This is a genomic window from Novosphingobium sp. EMRT-2 (genome assembly GCF_005145025.1).
Lineage (GTDB): Bacteria > Pseudomonadota > Alphaproteobacteria > Sphingomonadales > Sphingomonadaceae > Novosphingobium.
This window is the reverse complement of the sequence record NZ_CP039695.1, coordinates 3,224,664-3,242,991: the sequence shown is the minus strand read 5'-3', so window position 1 is coordinate 3,242,991 and position 18,328 is coordinate 3,224,664. Positions and strand designations below refer to the sequence as shown.

Here is an 18,328-nt window from a genome sequence, read left to right as displayed (position 1 = left end):
GAGTGCCCCGTCGAAACAGTGGGCCGGTTCCGGCGGACCAACATGGATCAGCACTTCGGCGATTGACGGAATAGGGCGCAAAGCCGATACCGGTTGCCGGGAGCTTCGCGTGATGGCGCGCTCCGCCAATCCCCGTTGCATGGTGTCGCCTTGTGCATCCGCCGGATTTCTATTCCACGGCGATGTGGAATAAATGCATGTCCACGCTCTTATCGAATCGACCGAAAATTCTGGTCGTCGAAGATGAATGTTTGATCGCGGAGGAGTTGCGGGTCTGCCTGCTTGAAGCGGGGGCCGATGTGGTCGGCCCGGTCGGTGTGCTGGAGGACGCGCTGCACCTTGCCGGTTCGGAACAGGACATTGCCTGCGCCCTGGTTGATATCGGGCTGGAAGGCGGAATGACGTATGCCGTCGCCGAATACCTCGACGAGCACTCCATCCCCTACCTTTTCACAACCGGATACGCCCCAGCGGCAATCCCCGATCGTTTCGACGGGATAGGGAACTTCCAGAAGCCGATACGTATGGCGGCATTGCTGCAAGGGATTGGCAACCTGATCGAGGCTTAGATGGCGAACGCCCATTTCGGCTCGCCAGCATCAAGGACGGTGATCCATCCTTCCATCGCTATGCTGATCGCTGCCAGGAAGCGACGCGCCTGCCCTTCCCGGCTGCAGCGCGCAGCCGCCGCTCCTGATGCTGTCCGACACGTTCGGCTTCTTCCGCCATTGGTGGTCTCCAACGGCAACGGATATCGTCGCCGGGGATAGCCCGCTTGCGCAAGCCATCCTCAGGGAGGAACGATCCGCGATCCATCCGGCCAGCCATTGCTAACGCATGTGTGCGTGTTCCTTTTCCGTGGCATGGGCGGAACCGGATCGTGCGTTCTTCGCTTTTCCCGTATGGAGAACACGGAACCGGTGGTGGCCGGGAGCATTGACGAAGCGGGCTTGGTCTACAGTGCCGACAGCGAGGCCGGCATCACGCGCCGTCGGCGGGGCAAGGGCTGGAGCTATCGCGACCCGCAAGGCCGTACCATCGCGGACGGTGCAACGCTCCGGCGGGTCCGGGCGCTCGCCGTACCGCCGGCGTGGACCGAAGTATGGATATGTCCCCGGAGCAACGGTCACATCCAGGCCACCGGACGGGATGCGCGCGGTCGCAAGCAATACATCTATCACCAGGATTTCCGGGCATTGCGCGATGCGGCGAAGTACGCGCACATGCTGGACTTCGCGCGGCGGCTTCCCCGAATCCGCGGCGCTGTCGATGCGCATATGCGCCTCGCCGGCCTCCCGCGCGAGAAGGTTCTCGCCACCGTGGTTTACCTGCTTGAAAAGACCATGATCCGGGTCGGCAATGCCGAATACGCCCGCGCCAACCGCAGTTTCGGGCTGACCACGCTGGGGCGGCGTCATGTCCGGATCGACGGCGGGGAACTGCGGTTCCGCTTCCGGGGCAAGAGCGGCAGGCAGTGGAACCTGCGCCTGCAAGACCGGAACGTCGCGCGCATCGTCCGGCAGTGTCAGGACCTGCCGGGGCAGCATCTGTTCGAATACGAGGATGGAGAACGGCAAATCCGCGCGGTAACGTCGGAGGACGTCAATCTCTACCTGCGGGAAATCGCCGGCATCGATGCCACCGCGAAGGATTTCCGCACATGGGCGGGAACTATGATGGCCGCCCGCATCCTGGCGCAGGCCGAACCGTGCGAAAGCACGGCGGCGGCCACTCGCGCCGTCCGCGATGCCGTGACGGCGGTGGCATCGGCGCTTGGGAACACGCCGGCTGTTTGCCGGAAATGCTATATTCACCCGGCGGTAATCGATGCCTGGATGGACCAGAGCCTCACGCCGTTGCGCGGCGCACGGCAGCACGACGTTCCGACAGGACGGGAGCCGCAGCGGAAGCCCGGGCTCAGCACGCTGGAGCGGTCCGTCCTGCGCCTGCTTCGCCGTTGAAGGTCCAGACTTGGGGCAGGCGCTGTGGGCCTTGCCCCCATCGCGCAGCGTCTCCCTCTCCGGCATCCGGTCCACGCTGGGCATCGGCTCGGCAGCAATCGATCCAGTCCACGAACCGCGTTGCGACCGGATTTCCGTCACCGCCCCGGCGGACGAGCGCGTGGCAGGACCGGACGTGGAACTCGTGACCCGGTGGTGGACCGCTGCCAAGGGCGAGCGGCGCCAGTACACGCGTTCCGCAGTGGCCAATGCCGTTATCGGGATCGTAAAGTAAGGCGATACCCGATCACGGCGATGCGGCGTGATCGGCGCGTCCGTGCGTGCAACGCGGAAAAGGCGCGAGGCGCCAAACTCCGCCTTACCGCTTGATAATCAGCGAAGCGGGACGCTTGCGTGGCGTCCACTGCCCACGGCCCGGGAAATTCTTGAGGATTTCGCCGTCCCACAACCGGGCCACGCGGCGGTGCAAACGCCAGCGGCCGTCTTCGCCCTTCATCGCGTGATCCTCGTAATAGCCGGCAAAGCGCAGGTCGAACGGCGTATCGCCGGCGCACTCGGTCACGAACGCGAACGATCGCATTTTCACCGTGCCGTCTTCCTGCGGCATGTACTGCACTTGCGACACATGGTGCTGGCGGCCGGGAAAGCCTTCGGCGTTGCGGTAGTGCTCGGCGATTCCGCGAATGCCGTCATGGCCTTCCCAGATGTCGGGCTCCTCGAAAACCTCTTCGACCATGCGGGCGTCGGGCGTGAAGCAGGCAACCAGGCCTTCCACGTCCCCGGTATCGAGCGCCCAGGCATAGGCAGCCAGCAGATCCTCCAGCGCAAAGCGATCCTCAACCGAAAGAGCCATCGTATTCCTCTCCATTCTGTTGACACAACCGTAACGATCGTTATTTTTAAATGCAAGAGGTAGCCTGAAATCGCAAAGGAGTTCCAAGGTGCGAAGCCGCACGGGATGCACGGCATCGTCGGCGAAAGCAGCCGTATGTGGCGTGAAAAAGTTGCTACGCGCTACGCCTCTAATCGAGAAATTCCAGCAAACCGATACAGAAAGACGCAGCGCGTGAGCGAAACCGATATAATCGTGATTGGCGGCGGATCGGCCGGCGCGGCAATGACCGGCCGCCTTGCATCGGCCGGGTTGAATGTAACGCTCGTGGAAGCGGGTGTGTCCGATCAACATTTTCGCTCCCGTATCCCGGCCCTGACCAGCTCGATTGTCCAGAACCCGGCTTTCGACTGGTGCTACCAGGTCGAACCCGACGAATCCCTGGGCGGCCGCGCGGACATCTGGCCGGCGGGCAAGCTGCTGGGCGGCGGCAGCGCATTGAACGGGATGATGTTCATCCGCGGCCACCGGTGGGACTACGATAACTGGCGCGCGCTGGGCGCCGCCGGCTGGGACTACGAGTCCGTCCTGCCCTACTTCCGGCGGATGGAGGACAACGAGCGCGGCGCGGATGCCTGGCGCGGGACCGGTGGCCCCATTTCCGTCTCCGAAGGGCGCGCGCGCTATCCCATTACCGATGCGTGGATCGCCGCCGCAGAGCAGACCGGCATCGAACGGCGCGACCTGAACGGCGAAAAGGCCGAAGGTGTCGACTACGTGCAAGTCTCGCAACGGGACGGCACGCGCTGTTCGTCGGCGCGCGGCTATCTCCACGACTTCAAGGGATCGACCCCGCCGCGCACATTGCTGGGCGCGCAGGTGCTTCGCATCCTGATCGAGCACGGGCGAGCCGTTGGCATCGCCTATCTTCAGGACGGGACGGAGAAGACCCTGCTCGCCCGGCACGGCGTCGTCGTGAGTGCAGGCGCGATGAACACGCCACGGTTGCTGATGCTGTCCGGCGTCGGCCCGGCGGACCATCTTGCCGACGTCGGCGTGCCCGTGGTCTGCCATCGCGAAGGCGTGGGGCGCAACCTGCAGGATCATGTGGGCACGCATATCGTCAATGCGGTGAACGCACATACCCTGAACGATGATGCGCAGGGGCTTCGCGGCGCATTGTCGGTATTCCGATACGCGCTATCGCGGCAGGGCGCGCTGAGCACGTCCATCGGCCACGCCCAGGCGTTCGTGAAGAGCCGCCCGGACCTGCCTGCCCCCAATCTTCAGCTTTCCTTCGCCGCCTTCGCGTTCGACTTCGACGACCAGGGCAGGCTGATGCTGCGAAAAAACGCCTCGGTCTCGACCCTGGTCGGGCTGATGCGCCCCAGCTATCGCGGCCGGATCACGCTGAAGTCCACCGATCCCATGGCCCCGCCGGTGATCCATCATCAGCAGCTTTCGACCGACGACGACGTCGACCAGATCGTCGAAGGTATCGCGATGGCACGGAACATCCTGGCGCAAACCCCGATCGCGCCGTTCATCACCGAGGAGCTGCGGCCTGGCCCGGCTCTGACCGGCCGGGACGAGTTGCGCAGCTATGTCAGGGCCGCGGCCATCCCGATGTTCCATCCGGTGGGGACCGCCAAGATCGGCGCCGCCACGGACCCGATGGCCGTGGTGGACCCCGACCTGCAAGTGATCGGCGTTAACGGGCTTTGGGTCGCGGACGCGTCGATATTTCCGTCCCTGCCCGCCGGAAACACCAACGCCACTGCCATCATGGTGGGCGACAAGGGCGCCGACCACGTCCTCAAGACCCTGCGGCGCAACACCTGAAACGGCATACCCCTGCATGAGAGGATCAAGCCCATGGCGAATTTCCCCGAAACCATTCACTTCACTGGCCTGAACGCCCCCGTCCGCCTGGAATGGTCGGCGCACGATCTGGACGTGGTCGGCGATATCCCGCGGGAAATCGACGGGGCGTTTTTCCGCGCCGTGCCCGATCCGGCCTATCCGCCGAAGTTCGAGGACGAGATCGTTCTTTCGGGCGACGGGATGGTCTCGAAATTCGGCATCCGCGACGGCAAGGTCAATTTCGCGATCCGCTACGTCGAAACCGCGCGCTACAAGGCCGAAAAGGCAGCGGGGCGGGCCGTGTTCGGCAAATATCGCAACCCGTTTACCGATGATGCGGAGGCCCAGGGAATCGACGGCACGGTATCGAATACCACCCCCGTCTGGCATGCCGGCCGGCTATTCATGACCAAGGAGGACGGCCTTGCCTACGAAATCGATCCCGAAACGCTCGCAACGATCGGGCGCTGGGATTACCATGGCGCGCTAAAATCCAAGACCTTCACGGCGCATCCCCGCGTCGATGCCGAAACGGGCGAGATGTTCTTCTTCGGCTACGAGGCCGGCGGCCTGTGCACGGCGGACGTGGCCTATTGCATCGCGGACAAGGACGGCAACCTGGTGTCTGAGCAGTGGTTCCAGCAACCCTACTGCTCGACGATCCATGACTTCACGATCACCGAGAAATACGCCGTCTTCCCGATCTTTCCGACCACGACGGACCTCGAACGCGTGAAGGCCGGCGGCCCGCACTGGGCGCACCAGCAGGATCTGGAAAGCTGGGTCGGCATCATGCCGCGCTATGGCAAGGTCGAGGAAATGCGCTGGTTCAAGGGACCGAAGGGCGTTTCCGCGTTCCATTTCGTGAATGCCTATGACGATGGCGACAAGGTCCACCTCGACATCTGTCTGTCCGACACCAACGCCTTCGCCTTCATGCGCGAGGCGGGAGGCGTCCACCGCGCACAGAACGAGCTGGGTGGCGGCTTAACCCGCTGGACCTTCGATCTCGCCAGCGAGGGGGAAGGCTTCGAATCGCGCCTTATCGGCCCGCCGGGCGATATGCCCCGGCTGCGCGATGCCGACCAGGGCCGCGCCTATCGCTCGGCCTGGTACCTCACCATCAATCCGCAAGGTGGACCACCGCTCCCCGGCGGCCCGGTCGGCGCCGCCTTCAACGCGATGCTTCGCGTGGAGCCCGGCAACGGCCGGCTGGACATGATGCCGCTGGAGTTCGGCATGGCCATCAGCGAGCCGGTGCACGTCCCCTCGTCACAGGCCGATCACGAAGGCTGGCTGCTTGCGGTGGTCGATCGCCAGGTCGAACCCAATCGCTTCACATCCGAGCTTTGGATTGTGGACGGGGGCAACATCGCAGCCGGACCGGTCGCTCGGGTAACGGTTCCTGTTCCCTTGCGCGCGCAGGTCCACGGCGCCTGGGTTTCGAGTGAGCGGCTCGCTGAGGCACAGGCCCACGCGCAGGCAGCCTGAAGCGAAGAGGGAAGCGCGGTTGCGTTTCCCCTTTGCCCGGACGAAACAAGAAGCGCCCGGCGGAACGTTCCCGCCGGGCGCTTCTTGTTTCCGGGCGCGCGCGCGATTCCGCTAAGCGAAGGCGTCCGCTTCGGTCATCGCTTTCGCGATGCGCAGGGCGCGGGAGATCAGCAGTGCCCCGACGATGCACAGGCAGGCCGGCGCCACGGCCAGCACGAAAAACAGCGACGTGCTTGCACCAGCTCCGATAACAAGGCCTCCCAGCATCGGCCCGCCGATCGCGCCAAGCCGCGCGACGGCAACCGCGATGCCGATAGCGGAGGAGCGCAAGTGCGGCGGAAAGAAGCCGACCGCCACCGCCATGACGACAAGGTGCGCGGCCGAGATGCCACCTCCCGCGACAAGCAGCAGGACGCCCCAGCTCCACAGCCCGGGCGCGACCACGCCCAGCAGCAGCAGCGCCACGACCGCGCTCGAGTAGGTCCCGACGATCGCCGGAACCGCCCAGCCGCGATCGAGCAGCAGGGAAAGCCCCAACCCGATCGTCAGGCCGCCGAACTGGATCAGGGAAAGGAAGCGCGATGCGGTATCCATGCTGAATCCCGCAAGCGGCAGGATCGTGGGCACCCAGCTCGTCACGTAATACAGCACCAGCGCATTCACCGCATAAAGACCGGCGAACAGGACCGTCGAAAAGAGCAGCGGTGGGCTCAGCAGCTGAACGAACGCGATGGAGTTCTTCTTCTCACGCGGTTGCTGCGCACGGTTTCTGAACGTGGGCGATTCCGGCAGTTGCCAGGCCAGCACGCCCAGCAGGACGAGTGTCGCCGCGCCGCCGGCCATGAACAGCGCCTGCCATCCCCCGGCGGCGATGAGCGGCGGGGCAAGCAATCCCGCCACGATGCCGCCGGCCGAAATGCCCATCGAAACGACGGTCAGCGTCCGCGCGCTTTTGCCCGGCGGCGCCAGTTCGGCCACGAGCGCCGTGACGTTGGGAAGGCATGCCCCCAGCGACAATCCCGTCGCCAGACGCCAGAGCGCGAATCCCGTAACCGTCCCCCCGGCCGCCGTACCCAGCGATGTGAACGCCATCAGGGCGGACGCGGTAAGAATGACAGGCCTGCGCCCCACGCGATCGCCGATTGGCGCGATCAGCACGGCGCCCAGCCCCAGCCCGAGCAACACCGCCGACAGCGCTACGCCGAACGACTGCGGCGGCACGCCCAGTTGGGCCGACAAATGCGGCACAACCAGCGGCAGGGCATAGAGGTCATAGCCATCGATGCACATGACGAGCGCGCACAGCAGCAGCGGCAGGAATGCCCGCGCCCCGGCGGAAGGTGTTTCCGATTTCACGATCATCCGTTCCCCGTAACGTTGCCGGGGATATCCCTTTCGATATCCACGTAGCGCCCCGCCAGCGCATCGTGTTCGCCGGCGGCCAATGCCACGGCGAACAGGCACAGCCGCGCCATGCCTTCCGCGCTTTCCTCTTCGGTCGTCGCTTCCAGCAGCGAGACCAGCGGCTTCGCGAAGGCGCGCGCCTGCTCGGAGCGCAGCGTTTCTTCCGCCATCGCCGTCATGATCGTGCCCGGCTGGATCGCGAACGCCCGGACGCCAGCATCCTTCTGCTCGACATCGATATGCTCGGTCAGGCGGATCAGGCTCGCCTTCGCCACGGCATAGGCCGAAGCGAACGGCGCTACGAACGTGCCGGCCTGCGAAGCGATGTTCAGTATCCGCCCGCCCCCGTTCGCGATCATGTCAGGCAAGGCGGCCGAGATGCACAACAGCGCGCCGAGCACGTGAACGGTCTGCGTATCCCACCAGGCCTGCGTATCGACCAACCCGGCGGGGCCAAGCGGCCCCTGCACGCCGGCATTGTTGACCAGTAGGGTTGGTGCGCCGAAAGCGGCCTTCGCTTCGGCATAGGCCGCGGCCACGCTCTCGCGATCGGTGACGTCGCAGCGCACCGCCAAGGCCCGTCCCCCGGCAGCGCCGATGGACGCGACCGTCTCCTCGACCTGCGCCATGGTGCGCGCCGCCACGGCCACCGCCGCGCCCGCCTCCGCCAGCGCGGTGGCGATGCCGGCACCCAGCCCGCGTCCGCCCCCGGTCACGAAGGCGACAGTGTTCGCCAGCCGTGCGCTCACGGTCGATCCCAGGGCGATGGCATGTGATAGGGAACCGTGATGAAGTTCGCCTCGATCTGGCGCAGCGCGCCGTCCTCGATCTTGAACAGTTCGGCGAGATAGAACGTGTGCGGCCGCCGGATCAGCGACGAGACATGCTCCCCATTGGTCAGCGTGTATTCCGCCAGCCGGCCGCAATGGTCGATAAAGCCATAGGCCATCACCAGCCCGCGCTCCTCATCGATCAGCGGATAGCGCCGCCCGCGCAGGCGATCATCATAGCGGTACCAGCCGAGCTTGAATTGCTCCTCGCAGGGCAGCCCGGCTATCGGCAGGATGAAATCGGGATTGTTGGTGGTCTGCACACCGTTTTCCACGCGGTTGCAATCGGGATGAAAGCGCGTGAAAATCTGCCCGTCGTTCTGTTCCAGCGTGTTGAAATAGCCATCGGCGATGGTCAGCAACCGCTCGCGGCTCATCCGTTCCGCTTCCGGGACAAAGGCTTCCATGACGGGCTTGCGCTCGAACCGGGGGTTCGGAAACTTCAGCGCTTCGTCGCTGTCGCGCACGACCAGCACTTCCACCTCGCGGATCGCGCCGGACGGGTCCACCCCCAGCCGGAAGGTGACGGCCGACTCCTCGACCGTTTCTATCACGGTCGTGAACAAGCCGACCTGCCCGGTACGGACGTCGGCGAACCGCAAGTCGTAGTCCCCCCGCCCCGTGGCCGTGCCCCACAGCCCGTCGCCGATCATCAGGGCGACGTTGTTTTCGGTGGAGCGCACGTCGTCGGCCCAGCGCAGCCGGCCCGGATCGCGCGCGACGATCGCCTCCATGAACTGGTCCATGACAGCATAGAGCGCCGCCCGCTCGTGGTCGAAAGGCACCGCGCTCACCATGCCTTGCCACTCACCGGATTGGCATAGTGGAAGGGCGGGACGAAAACCTCCGGGAACGCTTCGTAATCGTGCGTCGCCGGGCGATCCGGTTGAAGGCCATCGATGTTGCGCACCATGGGCACGCCGCCGTGGTTGGGGCCGCGATCGAATTCGCAGTAGAACGTGATGAAGGCGTGCAACGACTGAATGCGCCAGACGCCGTCGACCAGGCGATAGCTGTTCTCATAGACCGCTTCGCCCCAGCGCGCCTCTCCGCCCAGCCAGGCGATGAGAATGAACGCGCGCCACCGGCCGTGCGCCCGCTGGCCGTCGGAGTCGATGTGGATGACGGGCTGCAGCTGCATGTGGTTGAACAGGACGCCGCGTTCGTAACGCGGCAGGGCGTGAAGATACTGCCGCACCCGGTCCTGCCCGATGTAAACGCCGCGCCCCGCGATTTCGAGCGTACCGTCGGGCGCGAACATGTCGGCGGCCTCGTCCCACAGCCCCTTGTCGACATAATAGCCGTAGGCCGCCTGCAGATTGCAGATCGCCAGATGGGATTCCGCGATGGACGCCTTACGCTTCAGCGCGCCGACCTCCTCCCTCAAGGCATCGACCGACTCGCGCAGCGCTGCGATTTCATCAGACATCCGAACTCTCCTGCTGGTCGCTTGAGCGACAATCTCGTTGCAGCACATCGTAACGTTCGTTATGATTATTGCAAGAACCTCGATGACTTTATCGAGACGCAGGAGAGAATGCGAAATGACCCCCGACGGCATCCGGATAACGCACCCCGACAAGCTTTTCATCGACGGACAATGGGTTCGTCCGGCCCGGGGCGGCACGATCGAAATCACCTCGCCCAACAGCGAGGAGGTTGTCGCGCGCGTGGCGGAAGCCTCCAGCGAAGACATGGACGCCGCCGTCGCCGCCGCCCGGCGCGCGTTCGACAACGGCGCGTGGACTGGCCTGACTCCTGCCGAACGCGGCGCGTTTGTCCGCCGCTGGGCCACGATTCTGGGCGAGCGCGTGGGCGAACTCTCGTCCGCGTGGACGGCACAGGTCGGTGGCTTGGCCAGCTTCGCCCCGATCATGCACGGCGGGGGCGTGGCAACGCTCGATTTCATCGCCTCGCTCGGCGAAAGCTTCCCCTTCGTCGAACGGCGGCCGAGTTCGCAAGTCGACACCGCGATCGTCGTGCGCGAGCCCGTGGGCGTCACCGCGTGCATCGCGCCGTGGAACGCACCGTTCAGCACGATGTCGAGCAAGGTGGCCTACGCCCTTGTCGCGGGTTGCACGGTCGTTATGAAACCGTCGCCGGAAACGCCGCTCGAAGCGTATATCATGGCAGAAGCGGCGGAAGCCGCCGGTCTGCCGGCAGGCGTCCTCAATCTGGTCTGCGGCGATCGCGATGCATCCGACCACCTCGTCAACAATCCGGACGTGGACAAGGTCAGCTTCACCGGCTCCACCGCCGCCGGCAAGCGCATCGGCCAGGTTTGCGCCAGCCGCGTCGCGCGCTGCACGCTCGAACTCGGCGGCAAGTCCGCGGCCATCGTGCGCGACGACTTTCCGATCGAGGTTGCCGCCGCGATCCTTGGCAACACGATCACCGTGATGTCGGGCCAGGTCTGCGCCATGCTGAGCCGTGCGATCGTACCCCGCAAGCGCCATGACGAACTGGCCGATGCCATCGCCCGCGTGATGCAGGGCATCAAGATCGGGCACAGCGACGCGCCCGATACGCAGCTTGGCCCGCTCGCCATGAAGCGCCAGCTCGACCGGGTGGAGGAATACATCGCACTGGGCCGCGAGAGCGCCGATCTCGTGACGGGGGGCGGCCGCCCCTCCAGCTTCAACAAGGGCTACTTCATCGAACCGACGCTGTTCGCGAATGTCGACAACCGCAGCCGCATCGCGCAGGAAGAGATTTTCGGCCCGGTCCTCGCCTTGATCCCGGCGGAAGACGAGGAAGATGCGATCCGCATCGCCAACGAAAGCAGCTACGGCCTGAACGGCTCGGTCCTTACCCATGATGCCGATGCGGCCTATCGCATCGCGCGGCAGATGCGGACCGGGGGCATCGGCCAGAACGGCATGCGCCTGGAATTCGGGATGCCGTTCGGCGGCTTCAAGCAATCGGGGATCGGACGCGAAGGCGGCGTGGAAGGTCTCCAGCCCTATCTGGAAACCAAGTCCATCCTGCTGGATGCCGCGCCCACGGGCCTCTGATCAAACGCAGTGAGGGCGGACGACCGGAAGTCGCCCGCCCTCACCTGCATTCCTGGAAGGATGGCCCGCCCCCGCATCACGGAGAGGACGGGCCGGACCTTCAATCTTCCAGCGGCACCGCGTTGATGATGTGTGCCTGGGTGTATTCGAGCAGCCCGGCTTCGCCGAGTTCCCCGCCGATGCCCGATTGCTTCGATCCACGGAACGGAATGTTGGCATCGATCGCAAGGTGCTGGTTCACCCACACGGTGCCTGTATCGATGCGCTTGGCCACTTCGGTCGCGCGGGCGACGTCCCTGCCCCATACGGTGCCGCCAAGGCCATAGTCGCTGTCGTTGGCGCGGGCGATCACGTCTTCGATATCATCGTATTGCAGCACCGGCAGCACCGGACCGAACTGTTCCTCGCGCACCAGCGGGGCATCGTCGCGCAGATCGCGGACGATCGTGGGAGGGATGAAATAGCCCGGCCGATCCAGCGGCGCGCCGCCGGCAAGCACGGTGCCCTCGGCGCGGGCGCTGTCCAGCAGCGATACGACCTTCTCGAACTGCATCTTGTTCTGGACCGGACCGATCGTGGCGCCCTGCTTCGATCCGTCATCGACCACGGCCTCGTTGGCCAGCTTCGCCAGTTCGTCGCAGAACTCGTCGTACATGGACGACGGCACATAGGCGCGCTTGATCGCGACGCAGATCTGCCCGGCGTTCGTCATCGCGCCCTGATAGACCTTGCGCGCCACGGCCTGCGGATTGACGTCATCAAGCACGATCGCGGCGTCGTTGCCGCCGAGCTCCAGCGTCACGCGCTTCACGCTGTCCGCAGCGGACGCCATCACCTTCTTCCCGGTCGCGGTGGAGCCGGTGAAAGCGATCTTGGCAATATCGGGATGGCCCGTCAGCAGTGGCCCCAGTTCGTTCTGGTCGCACAACACGTTGAACACGCCCGCCGGCAGGATGTCCCTGGCCAGTTCACCGAACAGAAGCGTGGTCAGCGGCGTTGTGGGCGCAGGCTTCGCCACCACGCAATTGCCCGTCACCAGCGCCGGCCCCAGCTTGTTCATGAGCAGGATCACCGGGAAATTCCACGGCGTGATCGCGCCCACCACGCCCAGCGGCGTGCGGTGTTCGACAACACTGTTGCCGCCTTCTTCCCGCAGGACTTTCGGTTCGACCCGCATGGCCGCGAAGGCGCGCAGCGTGAACACGCTGCCCATGATCTCGTACATCGCCTGATCAAGCGGCTTGCCCTGCTCGCTCGTCAGCAGGCTGGCGAACTCGGCCGCCCTCGCCTCGAGCGCGTCGGCCAGCGCCACGACCAGCGCGGCGCGCGCTTCAACCGGCGTGGCGGCCCAGGCCGGGAAAGCGCGCCTGGCAGCCGCGACCGCTTCCTCAAGCTGGGCCGCATCGGCCTTCGGGCATTGCGCGAAAGCCTCGCCGGTCGCGGGGTTGACGACGTCGAAGGTCGTTACCCCGTCCCTGGATTGGCCGTCGATCAGCAGTTTGAATTCGTGCTTCATATTCGCTCTCCAGTTGGTGCCGCAACGGAACCAAAGCGTGGGCAGGTCGATGCCCATGCAGGCTTCATGGTCCCGACGGCGTTAGGGCTGTGCCGGTTCCCTCGCTCCGGCCTTCTCGGATTCGATCCTTGATAGCGCGTCAGGCACGCTGTTGGGATCAAATTTCAGCATGGCGGAGGATTTTAGCGCCGGGTCCCAATGTTCTGCGATTTTTCCGTTCGCAATCCGGAAGAGATCGAACCAGCTTGTCACGTACCCTTCACCCTGATCGTCGCGCATCGGGCGCTGGGTGACGACCAAAACGTAATCGCGCTCGGCGATCAGGGTGATCAGTGGCAGGGTGATCGTCGGCCTGACCGGGCGCTCCGGCCGTGACCCCCGGATAAACCGCGCCAGCGCATCGCGCCCGGATGCAACGTTCGGGTTATGCTGCAGGTATTCCACGGTGAAATAGCGGTCGACCAGATCCGCGCGCCCGCCAAGCAGGACTTCGCGATACATGTCGTAAACAAGCTTCTTGTTGGACGCGAGCACAGGATCGGGGCTGGCCAGCAATGCGGCTTGCGCATCCTCTGCCTGGATGGACTGCGCCTGGCTTGACGGCGCTGCGGCACAGGCGAGCAGCGCCAGGATCGGGTAGAACTTCATGGGCAGCACCTCATGCGCGCGACGCAGCGCGGCGGGGCCAAAGCCCCGCCGCCACTTTTCAGCAATGCCCCCTCAGTATCGCGCGGTGAGCTGAACCGCGACCGTGCGAGGACGTTCAGCCAGGGCCGAAACCGATCCGTTGGCACCGCTGACCGTCTGCCGGAAGCCGGCCGTGGCCTTGTTGGTCAGGTTCTGGCCGATAACCGCCAGGCCCCAGCGATCGTCTTTCGGTCCGACGCTGACGCGCAGGTCGACTTTCGCATAACCCTTCTGCCGGATCAGATCGTCAGCCGTCGACGACTGGAAGTACCACGAGCTGAAGTAGAGCAGCGGCGATACCCGCACGTTCATGTCGCCCGCAGGGATCGTCGCGTCGAGGCGGAAATTGCCGGTCCATTCCGGGGCAAAGCCGCGCCGCTTGCCCGAAAGGTCCTGCCGCCGGCCAATACAGCCCGAAGAGGCGCCCAGCAGCGTCTGGATCGACGAACACGGCGCACCGTTATAGTTGCGGTAGATCGCATCCAGATAGGCAAGATCGGTGCTCGCGGTCAGCCAGCTCGTCATGCGCCAGCTGGCCGAAAGCTCGACACCCTGCGAGCGGGCGGACGCGGCATTGGCGACGCTGACGCGCACGGTGCCGCTGGGCAGCGTTTCCGAAACCGATTCCTGCAAGCCGGAATAATCGCCCCGGAACGCGCTCAGCGAGAAGGTAACGCGGCGATCGAACAGATTGCCCTTGATACCGACTTCGTAGGCGTTGACCGTTTCCGGGCCGAAATCGCCACCGGCCGAACCGCCGCTATAGCCACCGGCCTTGAAGCCCTTGGTATAGCTTGCATAAGCGGTGACATCCGGCGTCGCTTCGAACTGCAAGCTCACCGACGGCATGAGCTTGTCATCCTTGCGGTGCGGGTTGGCGAAGTTCTGGTTGTTCGAACCCAGGATCGTGTTCAGCGTATCGCTGACCTGCTGGCTCGCCGGCACGAAGTTTTCCGGGGTCGGATAGTTCGGGTCTGCCGTGCCGTTGCGCAGGAAGCGGAAGCCGTCCTTCTCCACCACGGAATAGCGCAGGCCGAGGTTCAGCTTGACCCGATCGATCGGCCGGATCGTGGCGGCGCCGAACACCGACTTGGTGGTCGCGTCTTCATGCACCGTCAGGCGCCCGGCAACCGGCGTCTGCGCGGTATATGGCGGAGCCGAAGCGCCGAAGGGCGCGAAGAAGAAGCCGGTCACGCCGTTGTTGCGCATCTTGCTGCTCGAATAGTAGCCGCCGAGCTGCCACTCGAAGAAGCCACCCGTCGGCGATGCAAGGCGGATTTCCTGCGACCACTGGCGGAACGTTTCGCGCTGGAACACCGGAAGCAGGCTGCCGCCACCGATGCCGGGCACGGGCGACGGAATAAGCTGCTGCAGATATTCCGTATTGTGGTTGAAGAAGCCGGTGATCGACGTGAGCGTGTAGTCACCCATGCTCAACGCGTTGGTCCAGCCCACTTCGTTGAACGCGTAGTCAAGCTTGCCGGGACGGCTGGAGTTCCGCCAGTTGAGCTTGTCGTCGACGGCCGTTCCGTTCGCCGCGATGTAGTTCGCGCAGCTTCCGCCCACGGGGAACGGCGCGGGCGGCGGGCAGCTTTCCAGCTCGAACGGCAGGAAATCGTCCGAAGTCGTCTTGCCGGTGTCGTAGCGCAAGTCCGACCGGAAGTTGGACGAAGGCGTGAAGGCCAGCGAAATGCGGCCGACACGGTTGCGTTCGTGCGGAGCGTCTTTGCGCGTGAAGGCGTTCTTCACATAACCGTCCATGCCGGACAGGCGGCCGGCAGCACGCACGCTGAACATGTCGCCCACCGGCACCGTCACGCCGCCTTCGACATTGTATTCGCCATAGCTTCCGTACAGCGCCGATCCGTTGGCGGCGAATTCGTCTCCGGGCTTGCGGGTCGTGATGTTGAGCGCGCCGGCGATCGCGTTGTTGCCGAAGAAGGTCGTCTGCGGCCCCTTGAGCACTTCCACCCGCTCGACATCGAACAGCGCGGCGCGAATGGCGCGCGGACGCGAACGGTAAACGCCGTCGACGAAGGTTGCGACCGATTGTTCGAAGCCGGTATTGTTGGACGAACCGATACCGCGAATGTTGAGCTGGTCGAACGGCCCGGGCGTGATCCGGACGTTGGCCAGACGATCGGCGACCGCGGACAGGTTGGTCAGGTTATCCCGCGCCAGCTGCTCGCCACCCACCACGGAGACGGAAATCGGCACGTCCCGCAGGCGCTCCGTGCGCCGCTGGGCGGTGACGACGATGTCGCCGGACGTTGCTTCTGCTTCGTCAGCCTGCGGCGAAGAAGCTTCGTCCGCTGCGGCAAATGCCTGACTTGAAACAGAAATAGCAGCGGCGATGACCATGACACTGGCACACGCACGCAAAAGTTCAATTTTCATGTTACCTCCCCATGTATCTCATGATGATTGTTGCCCCGGATGGCTGGCGGCGGTGCGGCCGCAAGCCCCGGTCAATCCGAAACGCGCTGGCCGTCAGGCGACCCCGGTGCCTGCGAAATCACGCGACACGCGGCCATCGGCCGCCCTGCATTTTGCGCGAAACGAACGGCACCGTTCAGAAAAGCGCCCGATAGGAACCTGTGTCGCTCTCATCACACCCTCTCCTTGCCCTCCACTTTGAAAGTGGTTTGAAGCCAGTTCGAGATTGATATAACGATCGTTACGATTGGTCAATCGAGCACATGCCAGATTTCTGATCGCATGAACGGCACGCGTTAATCACGCCGCGCACCGGAACTCTAGGGAGAGAACACACCATGCCGCCGAGAACCGCCGGAATTACTGAATCCCAAAGCCCGGAGTACGCCGCCCGCACCGCGCGGAATCGCGCACTCCTTCTGGATTTCGTACGGCTTTACTACGATGAAATGAAGGTGCGCGAAGCCTTCGAACGTTACGTTCATCCTGACTATATGCAGCACAACCCGGCCGTCACCGATGGCCGGGAAGCCGCGATCGCGCACCTGGAAGGGCTGCTCGCACGGCCGACGGTCAGCATGGACGTCCGCCGCATCCTGGTGGATGGCGATTATGGTTTCGTCCATCTGATTGGCCGTCAGGGGCCGGAAGATCCCGGGCACGCGCTGATGAACATTTTCCGATTCGCCGACGGGCTCATCGTCGAGCACTGGGACGTGGCGCAGCCCGTTCCCGCAACCACGGCCAGCGGTCGCGGCATGGGTTAAGCGGCGGACGTTCAAGCCGAACGCACGCCCTATCGCACCCACCCAGCGTCACCGGAAACCCGCCTTCCCTCAATGGCGATGGGGCAAGCCATCGCCATTGATCGGGTTTACGCCTCGGGCTGATGGCCCGGACGGGTATGCTCCAGAAACAGGGACCGGCCCTGCTCGTCCTTCGCCTCCAGCGTGGCGATCAGCGTGTGAAGAATATGGTCGAGCGTCGCGCGCTCATGGGGTTTCAACCGGGACAGCAAGAACTCCGCGACAAGGTTCGTCGCGGGGCGCATCGCTCGGAACAGCCGCTCCCCTTCCGCCGTCAGGGTCAGCCGCTTGCGCCGCCGATTCGCCGGATCGGTCACCGTGACGACGCGACCGTTCTTTTCGAGCGTGGCGACAGCCCGCGAGATGCTCATGGGATTGACGCCCGTCAGTTCGACAAGCTCGTGGCTCGCGGCGGATCGGTAGAAGCCGATCTGCATCAGCACCCGGAACTCGTTCAGGCTGATCCGATGCTCGTGGGCAAGGAACGTCGAAAACGGGGCCATCAGGCGGTTCGCGAGCTTGAGTATGCTGTGCAGCATTTCCGCTTCGGGGCTCAAGTCGGATTGTAACGCCTGTGACGGCTCAGACGGATCGGATGTATTTGACATAGCGCCTCACTGTGGCGCTGCGCCTGCCTTCGTCAAGACCCATGATGGAAGGGAATGCCGCGACGGCGCAATGCAAGGAATACCGCAGCCAGAGGGCGGAGCGCTATCGGTCGCGCGCATTCCCGGCCCTGACCGACGGACACTATCGGTCCGGGGCCGCCACATGCACGCTTGCAAGTATATATAACGATCGTTACGATTGCTTTTGCACGAGCAATTGGAGAGAGGAGCGCGCTGCCCATGGTTTTCCCGTCACCTTGCCCGGGTAAATACCGGCTCGGAAATGCAAAACCGACATTCCGCGCAGGCATCGCGACTGCCGGCCCCGCCGTTCCGACCGGAGGAAAGGTTCATGACTGACGCCTTCTCCCCGCCCTTCTCCCCGCCCTTCTCCGCGCTGGACAACCCCCGGCTGGAATTCGTGATGGAAGTGCGCCTTTCCTTTCCGCGCGTGCAGATGATCAACAACACGCCCTGGGGTGGCAACCGGGGGGCCGTTTACGTGGAAAGCGGAACGTTCGAGGGACCGCGGCTGCGCGGCAAGGCCGTGCCGGGTTCGGGAGGCGACTACGCCTATTTCCGGCCGGACGATGTCGCCGTGTTCGATGCGCGGTACATGCTCGAAGAAGAGGACGGAACGCTCATTCTCCTCAACAACAAGGGCTTTCTGTGGGGCCGCAAGCCCGACACGATGGAACGCATCAGGGACTGGGCCTTCCGCGGCGGCCAACCCGTGGAACACGAGGAATACTACCTGCGCGGGCAGCCGAGTTTCGAGACTCCGGTCGGCAAGCACGACTGGCTGACCAAGCACGTGTTCGTGGGCGTGGGCGAACGCCTCGTCTCGGGCAACGTCCTGCGTTACTACGCGCTGACGTGA

General features: G+C 64.5%; 17 protein-coding genes. 8 read left to right on the top strand and 9 right to left on the bottom strand.

What is annotated here, in order from left to right; translation table 11 throughout:
- Positions 1–197 precede the first annotated feature (197 nt).
- The 3 genes from FA702_RS15795 (at position 198) to FA702_RS15785 (ending at position 2,235) form a co-directional block, all read left to right on the top strand.
- Entirely contained in the window at positions 198–569 is a 372-nt protein-coding gene (locus tag FA702_RS15795) for a response regulator (protein WP_168196085.1), read from the top strand.
- A gap of 354 nt (positions 570–923) precedes the next feature.
- The gene (locus FA702_RS15790; RefSeq protein WP_255504606.1) at positions 924–1,961 is read left to right on the top strand and encodes a DNA topoisomerase IB; all 1,038 of its coding nucleotides are present in this window, start codon (positions 924–926) and stop codon (positions 1,959–1,961) included.
- Positions 1,962–1,992: 31 nt separating this feature from the next.
- Positions 1,993–2,235, top strand: coding sequence for a hypothetical protein (locus FA702_RS15785; protein WP_136956865.1), 243 nt, complete (start codon positions 1,993–1,995; stop codon positions 2,233–2,235).
- A gap of 84 nt (positions 2,236–2,319) precedes the next feature.
- Here FA702_RS15785 and FA702_RS15780 read toward each other — a convergent pair whose 3' ends face one another.
- Positions 2,320–2,814, bottom strand: a complete 495-nt coding sequence (locus FA702_RS15780) for a nuclear transport factor 2 family protein (RefSeq protein WP_136956864.1) — start codon at positions 2,812–2,814, stop codon at positions 2,320–2,322.
- Positions 2,815–2,919: 105 nt separating this feature from the next.
- Here FA702_RS15780 and FA702_RS15775 point away from each other — a divergent pair, with 105 nt between their 5' ends.
- Positions 2,920–4,635 (top strand): GMC family oxidoreductase, encoded by a 1,716-nt coding sequence (locus tag FA702_RS15775; protein ID WP_255504605.1) that lies wholly within the window; start codon positions 2,920–2,922, stop codon positions 4,633–4,635.
- 33 nt (positions 4,636–4,668) lie between these two features.
- Positions 4,669–6,147 carry a carotenoid oxygenase family protein gene (locus tag FA702_RS15770; protein WP_136956863.1) on the top strand — a complete coding sequence of 493 codons (1,479 nt, stop codon included), beginning with the start codon at positions 4,669–4,671 and terminating at the stop codon, positions 6,145–6,147.
- Between the two features lie 111 nt (positions 6,148–6,258).
- On the opposite strand, the gene FA702_RS15765 is transcribed toward FA702_RS15770, so the two are convergent.
- Genes FA702_RS15765 through FA702_RS15750 form a run of 4 tightly spaced genes read right to left on the bottom strand, consistent with a single transcriptional unit; the run spans position 6,259 to position 9,810 of the window.
- The gene (locus FA702_RS15765; protein WP_136956862.1) at positions 6,259–7,509 is read right to left on the bottom strand and encodes an MFS transporter; all 1,251 of its coding nucleotides are present in this window, start codon (positions 7,507–7,509) and stop codon (positions 6,259–6,261) included.
- Positions 7,506–8,300 carry an SDR family NAD(P)-dependent oxidoreductase gene (locus FA702_RS15760; RefSeq protein WP_168196084.1) on the bottom strand — a complete coding sequence of 265 codons (795 nt, stop codon included), beginning with the start codon at positions 8,298–8,300 and terminating at the stop codon, positions 7,506–7,508. Before FA702_RS15760 ends, FA702_RS15765 begins: the two co-directional genes overlap by 4 nt.
- Positions 8,297–9,178 (bottom strand): hypothetical protein, encoded by an 882-nt coding sequence (locus tag FA702_RS15755; protein WP_136956860.1) that lies wholly within the window; start codon positions 9,176–9,178, stop codon positions 8,297–8,299. The genes FA702_RS15760 and FA702_RS15755 overlap by 4 nt, the downstream gene beginning before the upstream one ends.
- Positions 9,172–9,810 carry a nuclear transport factor 2 family protein gene (locus FA702_RS15750; RefSeq protein WP_136956859.1) on the bottom strand — a complete coding sequence of 213 codons (639 nt, stop codon included), beginning with the start codon at positions 9,808–9,810 and terminating at the stop codon, positions 9,172–9,174. Before FA702_RS15750 ends, FA702_RS15755 begins: the two co-directional genes overlap by 7 nt.
- Positions 9,811–9,925: 115 nt before the next feature.
- Between FA702_RS15750 and FA702_RS15745 the strand changes: the two genes are divergently transcribed.
- The gene (locus FA702_RS15745; protein WP_136956858.1) at positions 9,926–11,395 is read left to right on the top strand and encodes an aldehyde dehydrogenase; all 1,470 of its coding nucleotides are present in this window, start codon (positions 9,926–9,928) and stop codon (positions 11,393–11,395) included.
- A 100-nt stretch (positions 11,396–11,495) separates the two neighbouring features.
- Here the strand turns inward: FA702_RS15745 and FA702_RS15740 are convergent, their stop codons facing one another.
- The 3 genes from FA702_RS15740 to FA702_RS15730 all read right to left on the bottom strand — a co-directional run bounded on the left by FA702_RS15740 (position 11,496) and on the right by FA702_RS15730 (position 15,995).
- On the bottom strand, positions 11,496–12,911 hold the full coding sequence (locus FA702_RS15740) for an aldehyde dehydrogenase family protein (RefSeq protein WP_136956857.1): 1,416 nt from the start codon (positions 12,909–12,911) through the stop codon (positions 11,496–11,498).
- A gap of 81 nt (positions 12,912–12,992) precedes the next feature.
- Positions 12,993–13,559 carry a nuclear transport factor 2 family protein gene (locus FA702_RS15735; RefSeq protein WP_136956856.1) on the bottom strand — a complete coding sequence of 189 codons (567 nt, stop codon included), beginning with the start codon at positions 13,557–13,559 and terminating at the stop codon, positions 12,993–12,995.
- Between the two features lie 72 nt (positions 13,560–13,631).
- A complete protein-coding gene (locus FA702_RS15730) occupies positions 13,632–15,995 on the bottom strand; it encodes a TonB-dependent receptor (protein WP_255504604.1) in 2,364 nt (787 codons plus the stop codon).
- 377 nt (positions 15,996–16,372) lie between these two features.
- On the opposite strand from FA702_RS15730, the gene FA702_RS15725 reads away from it, so the two are divergent.
- A complete protein-coding gene (locus tag FA702_RS15725) occupies positions 16,373–16,801 on the top strand; it encodes a nuclear transport factor 2 family protein (RefSeq protein ID WP_124810252.1) in 429 nt (142 codons plus the stop codon).
- A gap of 107 nt (positions 16,802–16,908) precedes the next feature.
- Here FA702_RS15725 and FA702_RS15720 read toward each other — a convergent pair whose 3' ends face one another.
- A complete protein-coding gene (locus tag FA702_RS15720) occupies positions 16,909–17,397 on the bottom strand; it encodes a MarR family winged helix-turn-helix transcriptional regulator (RefSeq protein ID WP_255504603.1) in 489 nt (162 codons plus the stop codon).
- Between the two features lie 403 nt (positions 17,398–17,800).
- On the opposite strand from FA702_RS15720, the gene FA702_RS15715 reads away from it, so the two are divergent.
- Entirely contained in the window at positions 17,801–18,328 is a 528-nt protein-coding gene (locus FA702_RS15715) for a DUF3237 domain-containing protein (protein ID WP_136956854.1), read from the top strand.

Bases quoted from the DNA above. Each gene is read 5' to 3' on its own strand.
- FA702_RS15745 (WP_136956858.1), top strand. From the start codon at position 9,926: ATGACCCCCGACGGCATCCGGATAACGCACCCCGACAAGCTTTTCATC.
- FA702_RS15725 (WP_124810252.1), top strand. From the start codon at position 16,373: ATGCCGCCGAGAACCGCCGGAATTACTGAATCCCAAAGCCCGGAGTAC.
- FA702_RS15740 (WP_136956857.1), bottom strand. From the start codon at position 12,911: ATGAAGCACGAATTCAAACTGCTGATCGACGGCCAATCCAGGGACGGG.
- FA702_RS15755 (WP_136956860.1), bottom strand. From the start codon at position 9,178: ATGGTGAGCGCGGTGCCTTTCGACCACGAGCGGGCGGCGCTCTATGCT.
- FA702_RS15770 (WP_136956863.1), top strand. From the start codon at position 4,669: ATGGCGAATTTCCCCGAAACCATTCACTTCACTGGCCTGAACGCCCCC.
- FA702_RS15780 (WP_136956864.1), bottom strand. From the start codon at position 2,814: ATGGCTCTTTCGGTTGAGGATCGCTTTGCGCTGGAGGATCTGCTGGCT.
- FA702_RS15775 (WP_255504605.1), top strand. From the start codon at position 2,920: ATGCACGGCATCGTCGGCGAAAGCAGCCGTATGTGGCGTGAAAAAGTT.
- FA702_RS15735 (WP_136956856.1), bottom strand. From the start codon at position 13,559: ATGAAGTTCTACCCGATCCTGGCGCTGCTCGCCTGTGCCGCAGCGCCG.
- FA702_RS15795 (WP_168196085.1), top strand. From the start codon at position 198: ATGTCCACGCTCTTATCGAATCGACCGAAAATTCTGGTCGTCGAAGAT.
- FA702_RS15715 (WP_136956854.1), top strand. From the start codon at position 17,801: ATGACTGACGCCTTCTCCCCGCCCTTCTCCCCGCCCTTCTCCGCGCTG.
- FA702_RS15750 (WP_136956859.1), bottom strand. From the start codon at position 9,810: ATGTCTGATGAAATCGCAGCGCTGCGCGAGTCGGTCGATGCCTTGAGG.
- FA702_RS15730 (WP_255504604.1), bottom strand. From the start codon at position 15,995: ATGAAAATTGAACTTTTGCGTGCGTGTGCCAGTGTCATGGTCATCGCC.
- FA702_RS15765 (WP_136956862.1), bottom strand. From the start codon at position 7,509: ATGATCGTGAAATCGGAAACACCTTCCGCCGGGGCGCGGGCATTCCTG.